This is a genomic window from Streptomyces fuscichromogenes (assembly GCF_014645815.1).
Classification (GTDB): Bacteria; Actinomycetota; Actinomycetes; order Streptomycetales; family Streptomycetaceae; genus Streptomyces; species Streptomyces fuscichromogenes.
Genome location: NZ_BMML01000009.1, coordinates 201,008 through 212,959, shown reverse-complemented (window position 1 = coordinate 212,959; position 11,952 = coordinate 201,008). Strand labels below are relative to the sequence as shown.

The following is an 11,952-nucleotide window of genomic DNA, read 5'->3' as shown; positions in this document are numbered from 1 at the left end:
CGGCATTCCGTCACCGCACCCCGCCGATGGCGGCCCACCCCAGGGCCCCGCGGCGGGGTGCGTGCTAGCGTCGCGAATCGGGGCAGGTCGCCGGTCGCCGGGACACGGCCGCGAACTGGACGGGAAGCGGCCGGTAACACCGTGGAACACGGCCGAGAACAGAAGACGGGACACGGGGAGTGCCTTCAGGTGGCCACAGCGGAGCCGACACGCGCCGACAACGCCGATCCGGGCCCGGTAGCCGGCCCGCGAATAGCCCTGCCGCGGGCAGACGCGGACGATACGGAGCGTAGGGCCGCCGGCAGGCTGCTGCGGGCCGCCGAGCCGCTGCGCCAGCGCCTGCTGCGTCATCCGGTGCTCTCCGTCACGGTCCTCGCCGGCCTGCTGCACATCCTCTGGTTCTTCACGTTCGCGAACAGCGGCGGCGATCTCGCGGCACAGGACGCCTGGGCCGAGTTCGTCGGCCGGCACCCGGACTCGGCGTACAACCTCGCCTGGTACGGCGGGATGCACCCGGTGTCGTACAGCGTGGTGTCGCCGTACCTGATGTCGGTGCTCGGCGTCCGTACCACGATGATGATCGCCGGCACCGCCTCGGCCGGCCTGCTGACCCTGCTGCTGATCCGCAGCCGCGCGGTGCGGAACCCCCTGTGGGCCGCGCTCGCCGGGGTGTTCGCGCTGCTGTGCAACGCCATCTCCGGGCGGGTCACCTTCGGCCTCGGCACGGTGTTCGCGCTGGCCTCGGTCGGCGCGGTGTTCTGCTGGCCGCACCGCTGGCGCCTGAAACGGTGGGCGAAGGCACTGGTCGCGGCCCCGTTCGCGGCCCTCGCCACGATGTCGTCCCCGGTGGCGGGGCTCTTCGTCGGCTTCGTCGCGGTCGCGCTGTTCCTGCAGAAGCGGCGGCCGGGCGCCTGGGCGCTGGGCCTGGCGCCCGCGGCCGTGGTGGCGGTCTCCGCCTGGCTGTTCCCGTTCTCCGGCACCCAGCCGATGGGTTTCGGCTCGGTGATCCTGCCGCTGTCGTACGGCCTGCTCTGTCTCTTCCTCGTCCCGAAGGAGTGGCGGACGGTCCGGCTGACGGCGGCCGTGTACAGCCTCGCCGTGGTGCTGGTGTGGCTGGTCAGCTCGCAGATCGGCTCCAACATCTCGCGGCTGCCGATGCTGTTCGCGGGCGCGACGCTGATCGCGGCCCTTCCGTACACGGTCCCGCGCTCGCGCAAGTACTACGTCACGGTCCTCGCCTTCCTCGGCTTCGTCGGCTGGATCGGCTTCAAGGCGGTCGACGACATCGTGCACACGACCCCGGCCGCGTCCTGGGCCCGCGAGCTCGCCCCGCTCGTGCACCAGCTCCAGCAGGTCGGCGCCGAGAAGGGCCGCGTCGAGGTGGTCCCGGCCCGCTCGCACCGCGAGGCCTCCGCGCTCGCGCCGTACGTCAACCTGGCCCGCGGCTGGAACCGCCAGGCCGACATGGAGCGCAACCCGCTCTTCTACGACGACACCCTGAACTCCGCGAACTACCACGAGTGGCTGCAGCGCTGGGCCGTGCACTACGTCGTGCTGCCGAAGGACGAGCCCGACGGCGACGGCGGGGAGCGGGAGCGGGCGCTGGTGCAGCGCGGGATGCCGTATCTGAAGCAGATCTGGGGCGACGCCAACTGGCAGCTGTTCCGGGTGACCGATCCGGTGCCGCTCGCCGAGCCCAACGCGGTGGTGGACAGCGCCGAGCAGGGCGAGCTGACCATCGAGGTCCGCAAGGCCGGCCGCATCCTGATCCGGATCCCGTACTCGCCCTGGCTGAGCATCGTCGACGCGAACGGCAAGAGCCTGAAGCCGCCCCAGGAGACCGAGGCCTCCAAGCACCGGGCCGACGGCAGTCCGAAGACGTACACCAACGTCAGCGGCTGCCTGACCGAGACCGCGGAGGACACGAAGGGCGACCGGTGGACGATGCTGCTGGCCCCGCGGGCCGGGACGTACCGGCTGGCGGCGCCGTACCAGCTGCCGCGGGGCACGCCCTGCCCCGACGAGCTGAAGTGACCGGCTCGCCCAGCCGACATGACTGACCGACATGACTGACTGGATGAGCACTCGATTGACTGTGTGAGTCAATCGAGATCCGGTCTATACATTCCCAGCTCAGAGTGGTGATCCAGGGGCCCGTTGGGGTGCTGGACGGCCCCTGTTCACCCATTTTCTTTACATTTTACTTGACTCCCAATGACAGCCTCAGTTGACTGAATGGCATTGATTCGTCGGCCGAGGAGGCAGCGCAGTCATGGGGGACGAGACGTTAGGGATCATCCTGGCGGGAGGCCGGGGCGAACGCGCCAAGCCGCTCACCCTCGCCTCCTCGGACTACATCCGCAGCAAGGCGCTCATCCCGTTCGCCGGCCGGCCCGTCATCGAATGGCTCGTGGAGAACTGCCGGGACCAGGGCGTCCGCCGCTTCTACGTGGTCGCCCAGGGCGCCGAGAACCACAGCCAGATCAAGCTCGTGCTCGGCCACGGCGAGCGGTTCGGCGTCGAGATCCACTACTCCCGGGCCCGGCTCGACCGTTACAACGTCGGCTCCGGCGCCGCCACCCTGCACAACCTCGAACGGTGGGACCTGACCGGCCGCGCCCTGGTCCTGCCGGTCGACTCCGTCTTCGAGTTCTCGCTCCCCCGGCTGGCCGACGCGCACGACGCCACCGGTGCCGTGGTGACCGTGGCCTCGGTCGGCCGCACGGCCGAGGAGATCGCCGGCAAGTACGGCGTGATGCAGACCGCCGCGGACGGCACCGTCTCGGGCTTCCTGGAGAAACCCGACCTCGACCGCGTCCACCGCCTCTTCCCCGAGACATCGTTGCCAGGCACCGGCTTCACCCTGCCCACCAACGCGGGCATGTACCTCGTCGACTGCGGACGCCTGCGGCTGGCGGCCCGTACCCCCGAGATGATCCGGCTCGCCCAGCAGCGCCTCGACTGGGGCGGCGACCTGCTGCCCTGGCTGGTCCGGCGGGGGCAGCCGGTCGCGGCCGCGCCCATCGACCGGCTCGGCGACCTCGGCAGCATCCCGGACTACCTGGCCACCCTCGGCGACGTGCTGCGCGGCCGCTACCCCTGGATGAGCCGGGCCATGGGCGCGCCGGTGAGCACCGACCCGCCGTACTGGATCCACGAGTCGAGCCTGCGCACCAAGGACAGCGCGACCGGCACCACCCTGGCCCAGAAGATCGCCGAGGGCAGCGTGGTCCTCGGACCCGCCGTGCGCATCGGGCGCAACGCCGAGATCGGCCCCGGTGTGAAGCTGCGGTACACGGACGTCGGCGACGACGTCGACATCGACGAAGGGGCCCGGCTCAGCCGGGCGGCGATCGGCGACGGCGCCGTCGTCGGGCCGTACGCCCGGGTCACCGACTCGTACGTGGGGCCCATGGCGCAGGTGCACTCCGCGCGCGACAACCCCGTCCGGCTCGTCCACTCGGCGATCGGCGAGGCCGCCGACCTGCGGCCCGGCACCCGGCTGTCGGGGGTGAGCGTCTACCCGCGGCTGCGGGTCCCGGCCGTCACCGGTCTGCCCACCGGCACCCATCTGACCAGCTCCGACGACATCCTGCGCTGGATCTGACCGCGCCCGGCACACAGCCGCGCGCCCATCCACCCACACCCACCCGCGCCCACCCGCACCCGCGCAACCGCGCACCCACCCAACCCACACCCACCCGTGCCCCCGTCCACCCGTTCCTTCCCGCACCCCGTTCGTCCGGCTCGGCTACCGCCCTGGGGAGTTTTCTCGATGGACAGCCCGATCGCAGTCATAGGAGGGACCGGCCGGGTCGGCCGGCTCGTCACCCGGCAGTTGCTGGCCCTGGGCGAGACCGTCCGGGTCATCGGCCGCAGCACCCAGCGCGCCCGGCGGCACATGCCCGCGCAGGCGCAGCACTTCACCGCCGACGTACGCGACCCCGGCACGCTCCGCACCCCCCTGCACGGGTGCGCCGCCGTCGTCTACGCCGTGGAGCCGGGCACCGACGCCGCCGGCCCGGACAGCCCGGAGTCGACCCTGTACGGCGGTGTCCGGCACGTCCTGGACGTCCTGGGCGCTGCCGCGGCCGGCCGGCACTTCGTGCTCGTCAGCCAGCGGCACGTCACCCGCCGCGACCACCCGATGAACGCCTACGGCCGGATGCTGGACTGGCGGCTGGCCGGCGAGGACGCGGTCCGCTCCTCGGGCCTGTCCTACACGGTGATCCGGCCGGGCTGGCTGACCGACGAGCCCGGACACGGCGTGCTGCACCTGGAGCAGGGCGACGTGGGCGACGGTTACGTGTCCCGTGCGCACGTCGCCGAGGCCTGTGTCCGGGCGATCGGCTCGCCCGCGGCACACGGCGTGACGTTCGAGATGCGCAGCGAGGCCGGGCCGGCCTCCGGGCCCGTGCCCTGGGGCGAGCTCTTCGCCGGGCTGCGCGCCGACGCCCCGACCGGGACCAGGGCGGTGTTCGTATGAGCGTCTCGACCGAGGCCCAGGACCAGCCGGCCACCACCACGACGACGGATGCCACGAACACGCACATGACCCTGCCCGCCGACCACGCCACCGGGCCCGGCAGTCTCGACGTCCCGCAGCCCGGTGTCACCCCGGGCCACCCGCAGCCGCTGGGCAGCACCGTCGACGCCGACGGGGTCAACTTCTCGGTCTTCTCCGAGCACGCCACCCGCGTGGACCTGCTGCTGTTCGAGCAGTGCGACAGCCCGCAGCCCTACCGGACCATCCGGCTGCACCCGGAACGGCATCGCAGCTTCCACTTCTGGCACTGCCATGTGCGGGGCCTGGGCGCCGGCCAGGTCTACGCCTACCGCATGGACGGTCCGCGGGACCCCGTCTCCGGGGGCAGCCGCTTCGACCAGCGCAAGGTGCTGCTCGACCCCTACGCCCGCGCCAACGTCAACAGCCGCTGGGAGCGGACCCGCGCGATCGGCCCCGGGGACAACGTCGAGCACTCCATGCGCAGCCTGGTGGTCGACCTGGACGACTACGACTGGGAGGGCGACACCCCGCTGCGCACCCCGATGGCCGAGACCGTCGTCTACGAGATGCACGTGCGCGGCTTCACCGCCTCGCCGACCTCCGGGGCGGCCCACCCGGGCACCTTCTCGGCCGTCATCGACAAGATCCCGCACCTGAAGGAACTCGGCGTCACCGCGGTGGAGTTGCTGCCGGTCTTCGACTTCGACGAGACCCAGGTGCTGCGTACCGGACCGGACGGGACGGCGCTGCGCAACTACTGGGGCTACGACCCGTACGGGTTCTTCGCCCCGCACACCGGCTACTGCTCCAGCCCCCATCTGGCCACCCACATCACCGAGTTCCGCGACATGGTGAAGGCGTTCCACAAGGCGGGCATCGAGGTCATCCTGGACGTGGTCTTCAACCACACCAGCGAGGGCAACGAGTTCGGGCCGACGATCAGTTTCCGGGGTGCCGCGAACGAGGCCTACTACCACCTGTGGCCGCAGGACCGCTCGCACTACATGGACTTCACCGGGTGCGGCAACGCGGTCAACGCCAACCATCCCATCGTCACCAAGTTCATCGTGGAGGCCCTGGAGTACTGGGTGTCCGAGCACCACGTCGACGGCTTCCGCTTCGACCTGGCCTCGGAGCTGTCGCGCGGTCCGATGGGCTACGAGATGGCGGTGCCGCCCGCGCTGTGGGCGATCGAGCTGTCCCAGATCCTGGCCGAGACGAAGATCATCGCGGAGCCCTGGGACGGCGGCGGGCTCTACCAGGTGGGCCGGTTCCCCGGAAAGCGCTGGGCGCAGTGGAACGGCCCCTTCCGGGACGACGTACGGCGGTTCGTGCGCGGTGACGCGGGCATCTCCGGGGAGGTCGCCTCCCGGCTCGGCGGCTCGGCCGACCTGTTCGCCCCGCAGGAGGAACTGCCCACCAACAGCATCAACTTCGTGACCTGCCACGACGGCTTCACCCTCAACGACCTGGTCAGCTACGACACCAAGCACAACCACGCCAACGGTGAGGCCAACGCCGACGGGGCGGGCGAGAACTACAGCTGGAACTGCGGCTGCGAGGGGCCCTCGGACGATCCCGAGGTCGAGGGACTGCGGGTGCGGCAGGTCAAGAACCTGCTGTCGATCCTGATGCTCAGCCGCGGTGTCCCGATGCTGCTGGCCGGGGACGAGTTCCGCAACAGCCAGGCCGGCAACAACAACGGCTACTGCCAGGACGGCCCGCTCTCCTGGCTCGACTGGGAGCAGGTGGGGACCGAGCGGGAGACGCTCGGGTTCACCCGGGACGTGATCGGGCTGCGCAAGCGCTACCGCACCTTCCGGGAGCCGCAGTTCTTCTCCGAGCGGCTCAACCCCCGCTTCCTGCCGGACATCACCTGGCACGGCACGCGACTGCACCAGCCGGGCTGGGAGAACGCCGACGCCCATGTGCTGGCCTGCACCTACGGCGGTTTCGACGGTGACCCGGACCTGCACCTGGTCCTGAACATGTACCACCTGGGCCTCGACTTCGAGCTGCCCGTCGTCCCCGGCCACCGCTGGCACCGCGTCCTGGACACGGCCCGGCCGGCCTCGCACGAGATCCTCCCGCCCGGCGCGGAGGAACCGGTCGACGGTCCCATCTATCACGCCCAGGGCCGCAGCGTCGTGCTGCTGGCGGCTCTGCCCGACGAGAAGGGCACACGACGATGAGCGCACTCTCGCAACGACGTATCACCTCCGACACCCTCGCGGGATACGTGACCCACTACAGCCCCACCAGGCGGATGTTCGGGCTGCGCAGCCCGGACGGGCGGGAGTTCACGGTCCACCTGACCCACAACGCCGTCTCCCGCATCGTCCGCAACCTCGGCGACTCCTACCGCGACACCACGGCCGACACCGTCGACATGCTGGCCGAGGGCCGGTTCCTGTTCGCGTACGGGATCCTCTACGAGTGGGAGGGCGGCGCCCGCTTCGACGCGAAGGAGATCACCTTCCCGGAGGAGAGCCGCGGCCAGTACGTCTTCGAGCACCCGAACTGGTGGGTGCAGCAGGCCGCCGCCATCGCCGACTTCTACCTGCGGGGCCAGTTCCCGGACGGGAACTACGACTGGCGCGACTTCCGCACCCACCTGACCCTGAGCGGCACCCACCTGCCGGACTTCCACGGCCAGGACGTCCGTCAGGAGACCGACACCATCTCCCGGCTGGTGTACGGGCTGGCCACGGCCTACCTGCTGACCGGCGAGGACCGCTTCCTGGAGGCGGCCCAGTCCGGCACCGAGTACCTGCGCGAGCACATGCGGGTGGACGACCAGGCGGACGGGATCACCTACTGGTACCACGGCATCGACATCACACCGAACGGCCACCGGCCGGTCTTCGCCTCGGAGTTCGGGGACGACTACGACGCGATCCCGATGTACGAGCAGATCTACGCGCTGGCCGGCCCCACCCAGACCTTCCGGATCACCGGCGACCCGAGGATCCTGAACGACATCGACCGCACGGTCGCCCTGTTCCAGAAGTACTTCCGCGACCCGGTCGAGGGCGGGTTCTTCTCGCACCTGGACCCGATCGCCCTGGACCCGGGCGCCGACTCGCTGGGCCGCAACCGGTCCCGCAAGAACTGGAACTCGGTCGGTGACCACGCCCCGGCCTACCTGATCAACGCCTATCTGGCGACCGGCCGCCCGGACTTCGCCGCGCTGCTCGAGGAAACCGCGGACACGATCGTCAAGCGGTTCCCGGACGAGCCCAACTCCCCGTTCGTGCAGGAACGGTTCCACGCCGACTGGAGCCCGGACCGCACCTGGGGCTGGCAGCAGGACCGCGCGGTGGTCGGCCACAACCTCAAGATCACCTGGAACCTGACCCGCATCAAGGCCCTGCACGACAAGCCCGAGTACGGCACCACCGCGGAGCGGATCGCCGAGCTGATGCCCGCGGTGGGCAGCGACGGCCTGCGCAGCGGCTGGTACGACGTGGTGGAGCGGCAGCCCGACCCGGACAGCGGCATCCACCGCATGGTCTGGCACGACCGCAAGGCCTGGTGGCAGCAGGAGCAGGCGATCCTCGCCTACCTCATCCTGGCCGGCACCACCGACGACCCCGAGCACCTGCGCCTCGCCCGGGAGGCGGCGTCGTTCTACAACGCGTACTTCCTCGACTACGAGGACGGCGGCGTCTACTTCAACGTCCTGGCCAACGGCATCCCCTACCTGCTGGGCACCGAGCGGCTCAAGGGCAGCCACGCGATGGCGGGCTACCACGCGCTGGAGCTGTGCTACCTGTCGGCGACCTACACCGGTCTGCTGCTCGGCAACGACCCGGTGACCCTGCACTTCCGGCCGCGCCCGGACGACCTTCCGGAGCGGCTGCTGCGGGTGGCGCCGGACCTGCTGCCGGCCGGCTCGGCGGAGCTGACCCGGGTGTGGGTGGACGGGCAGCCGTACCAGAACTTCGACGGCAAGGACCTGACCGTGCGGCTGCCCGAGGGCTCCGAGCCGGTGCGGGTGCGGGTGGAGCTGGAGCCGGCCCAGATGCGGCTGCGGATGCGCAGCGAGTTCGACGGCGGCACCGCGCACATCAGCTGCCGCGGCGTGATCGACGCCGCCGAACTGGGCAAGTTCCGCAGGATCCTGGGCGAGGTCATGGCGGCCACCCCCGCGCGGGTGGAGTTCCACCTCTGCGAGACCAGCGAGATGTGCCGGTCCGCCATCAACGAGCTGCTGTTCCAGCGGACCAAGGCGGGGCTCGACGTCGACTTCGTGATCGTGGGCTGCGCCCTGCCGGAGGTCGCCGACGCGCTGCTCTCCACGGACGCCTTCCTGTTGGAGGGTGGTGACGACTGCAACCATGAGTGATCTCGCGACCATCACCCTCCCGTTACCGTCCGTGCGTACCCCGGGTGCCCCGCCCGGTGCCTGCGACCTGCCCGCCTACTGCGGCGAGCTGTTCGGCGAGTTCACCCGGGCCGACCAGCGGCGCTGGGGCGAGGTGTACCTGCGCGGGCTGCTGGCGGTGCCCGGCCGCAAGACGCCCGCCCGGATCACCGAACAGGTGCTGGGGCGGCGGGCGGTGCAGCAGATCCAGCAGTTCGTGAACCAGAGCCCCTGGGCGTCCGCGCCGGTGCGCGGCCGGCTGGCCGGGCAGATGGTCCGGGCCTTCCGGGCCGAGGCCTGGTCGGTGGACGAGGTCGTCTTCGCCAAGAACGGCGACCGCTCGGTCGGCGTGGCCCGCCAGTACGCGACCTCCCAGGAACGCACCGTCAACTGCCAGCTGGCACTGGCGACTTCACTGGTGGGGCAGGCCGGCGGGGTCCCGGTGAACTGGCGGCTGACGCTGCCGGCCCGGTGGGACCGGGACGACGACCTGCGCGGCCAGGCGCATCTGCCCGAACAGGAGCGCTGCCGCCCGCGGTGGAGCTACGTGCTGGAGGCGCTCGACGAGATGCTCGACGAGTGGTCCCTGCAACCGCTGCCGGTGCTGGCCGACTGGCGGGGCGACGGGGACCCGGACCCCCTGTTGCGGGGGCTGGAGGCCCGCGGTCTCGGCTACGTCGTCCAGGCCTCCCCGCACACGCCGGTGCTCCTCCCCCGCGGCCGGGCCGCCGCCCGGGGCACCGGCGGCACCCTGGCCGACCTGGCCGCGCACGCGGTCCGGCAGACCGAGCGGACGTCGGTGACCTGGCACGACCCGGTGACCGAGCGCATGTGGCACTCGGAGTTCCTCACCGTGCCCGTGCTGCTGCGGGCCGAGCGCTCGCCCGAGGGCTGCCCCAGCGCGGCGCCGCGGGCCCGGATGCTCCTTGCGGACTGGCCCTACGGCCGGCCCCAGCCGCGGGCCTACTGGCTGACCAACCTGCCGGTCCGCCGGCTCGCGGAGCTCGTGCTGCTGGCACGGCTGCGCAGGTTCGCCGGGGAGGCGCTGGGCCGGATGCACGACGAGTTCGGCCTCGGCGACTTCGAGGGCCGCTCCTTCCGGGGCTGGCACCACCACGTCACCCTGGCCTCGGCCGCCCTCGGCTTCGACATGGTCCGCCAGCAGGCGGCCGAGAGAGCCCTGAGCACCCCGCATGCCTGACCGGCACCGCCGGAACGGCCACGGCGACCCCGTGCGGACCCGTCCGCACGGGGTCGCCGCGCGCTCGCTTCCGCCTCCTGCCGCCCCTCCCTCACTTCGTCCAGCCGACCTTCGTGTAGTCGATGTCGCCGAGGCCCGGGACGCCGTAGTTGGCGAGGGTCCTGCGGGTGGCGAGGACCTGGGGGCGTTGGTAGAGCTCGATGTCGTGGCCGAGGCGCCAGATCTCGGTGTCCGCCTCGTTGTAGAGGCGCTGGGCGGCTCGGGGGTCGAGGGTGCCCGCGGCCCTGTCGAGGAGCCGGTCCACCTTCGCCGAGCCGACCCGGCCGTAGTTCTCGAAGACCTGGCCGCCGGCCGGGCGGCGGTAGACGGCGTAGGCGGAACTCGGGTAGGTCAGCCCGGTGAAGCGGAAGATCGCGAGGTCGAAGTTGCCCTTGTCCAGGTACTGCGGGCCGTAGGCGGTGGCGGGCACCTTCTCGATGTCGACACGGACGCCGGCTCGGCCGAGCATCTGCTGGACGAGCTGGGCGAGGTCCTCGCCGAGCCGGTTGGTGCCCTCGCTCAGCACCAGGCGGAGGGTGAGGCTGCGGCCGTCCTTGGTCCTCGGCTTCCCGGCGCCCTGGGTGCGCCAGCCGGCGCGGTCGAGGGCGCTCTCGGCGGCCTTGAGGTCGAAGCGGCCGTACGGGCCGGAGTCGTCGGCGTAGCCGGGCTGGTTGGTCATGTAGAAGTGGTTGCCGAGCAGCGGCACCTTCACCGGCAGGCCCGCCGCCGCGACCTCGGCCAGCGCCGGGCGGTCCACGGCCTGCTGGAGGGCGTTGCGCACCGCCCGGTCGGCCAGCGGCCCGTCGGCGCCGTTCAGCGTGATGTGCACCTCGTCCCAGGCGGAGCCGATCCGGATGGCGGTGTCCGGCGCCTTCGCCAGCTGTGCGTAGGCCTCGCTGGTGGCCGCGTTGACGACGTCGACCTCGCCGTTGAGGAAGGCCTGGAGGGCGGCGTCGGGGTCGAGGACGCGGAAGACGATCCGGGCGAGCCGGGGCCGGGTGCCCCACCAGGCCGCGTCCCGGACCAGGGTGAGGGTCTGCGCCGTACGGTCGACGGAGGCGAGCCGGAAGGGGCCCGCGGTGACCGGGAGCCGGCCCTGCCAGTCGGAGTCGAAGTGGAGCGGGCTGTCGTAGGCGACGGCCGGGAAGAGCGGGGTGAAGAGCCTGCGCCAGTCGGCGTACGGCTTCTTGAAGGTGACCCGGACCTCGTGCGCGTCGGCGCCCCGGCGGACGTCGGCGATGCGGTCGTAGCCGCTCGGGTCGGCGACCAGGTACCGGTCGTCGCCGCCGCCCACCGCGTGCCACTGCGCGGCGAAGTCCCGCCAGCCGAGGGCCCGGCCGTCGGACCAGCGGGCCTTCGGGTTCAGCCGGTAGGTGACGACCTGCCGGGAGCCCGCGGTGGAGACGGTGGCGGAGGTCAGGTAGTCCCGCACGATGTGGGGAACACCCTCGGCGTCCCGGGTGAAGAGCCGCGGCTCCGTCATCGTGTCGATCGTCCACACGTCGTCCAGGGCGCCGTCGACGTGGTTGAAGTTGAACTGCGTGATCATCTGCGTGATCGGCAGCGTCAGGGTCCCTCCGGAGCGGAGGTCCTCGGACGGCAGGGCGTTGATGTCGTAGGTGCCGTACGTCGGCAGTGCCTGGCGCCGGGAATCGTCGTGCCCGTCGGACGCGGAGCATCCGGTGGCCGTGAGGACGATGAGCGCCCAGACGGCCAGCCACCCGGGCCATCCCCGTAATCGCTCCACCTGCCAGCCCCTCCGGCGTCGCGGAACCGCCAACTGCCTTGACTTTTCTGCGAATTGCGGCGTCGGAGCTTAACATCACGATGTTTCCCTCA

At 71.5% G+C, this 11,952-nt stretch carries 7 protein-coding genes; 6 read left to right on the top strand and 1 reads right to left on the bottom strand.

Translation table 11 applies throughout. The annotated features are described in order from the left end of the window. The first annotated feature begins 189 nt into the window (after positions 1 to 189). The 6 genes from IEZ11_RS21390 (at position 190) to IEZ11_RS21365 (ending at position 10,074) form a co-directional block, all read left to right on the top strand. Positions 190 to 2,034: a DUF8823 domain-containing protein gene (locus IEZ11_RS21390; RefSeq protein ID WP_189264425.1), complete on the top strand. Its 1,845-nt coding sequence runs from the start codon at positions 190 to 192 to the stop codon at positions 2,032 to 2,034. Positions 2,035 to 2,272: 238 nt separating this feature from the next. Next, a complete protein-coding gene (locus IEZ11_RS21385) occupies positions 2,273 to 3,607 on the top strand; it encodes a nucleotidyltransferase family protein (protein WP_189264424.1) in 1,335 nt (444 codons plus the stop codon). 168 nt (positions 3,608 to 3,775) lie between these two features. Next, positions 3,776 to 4,486 (top strand): SDR family oxidoreductase, encoded by a 711-nt coding sequence (locus IEZ11_RS21380; RefSeq protein ID WP_189264423.1) that lies wholly within the window; start codon positions 3,776 to 3,778, stop codon positions 4,484 to 4,486. After that, positions 4,483 to 6,699, top strand: a complete 2,217-nt coding sequence (glgX, locus tag IEZ11_RS21375; RefSeq protein WP_229713255.1) for a glycogen debranching protein GlgX — start codon at positions 4,483 to 4,485, stop codon at positions 6,697 to 6,699. The genes IEZ11_RS21380 and glgX overlap by 4 nt, the downstream gene beginning before the upstream one ends. Continuing rightward, positions 6,696 to 8,855, top strand: a complete 2,160-nt coding sequence (locus IEZ11_RS21370) for an AGE family epimerase/isomerase (protein WP_189264422.1) — start codon at positions 6,696 to 6,698, stop codon at positions 8,853 to 8,855. The genes glgX and IEZ11_RS21370 overlap by 4 nt, the downstream gene beginning before the upstream one ends. Further along, positions 8,848 to 10,074, top strand: a complete 1,227-nt coding sequence (locus tag IEZ11_RS21365) for an IS701 family transposase (RefSeq protein WP_229713252.1) — start codon at positions 8,848 to 8,850, stop codon at positions 10,072 to 10,074. The genes IEZ11_RS21370 and IEZ11_RS21365 overlap by 8 nt, the downstream gene beginning before the upstream one ends. 91 nt (positions 10,075 to 10,165) lie before the next feature. On the opposite strand, the gene IEZ11_RS21360 is transcribed toward IEZ11_RS21365, so the two are convergent. Beyond that, positions 10,166 to 11,860 carry an ABC transporter family substrate-binding protein gene (locus IEZ11_RS21360; protein WP_229713248.1) on the bottom strand — a complete coding sequence of 565 codons (1,695 nt, stop codon included), beginning with the start codon at positions 11,858 to 11,860 and terminating at the stop codon, positions 10,166 to 10,168. Positions 11,861 to 11,952: the final 92 nt, after the last annotated feature.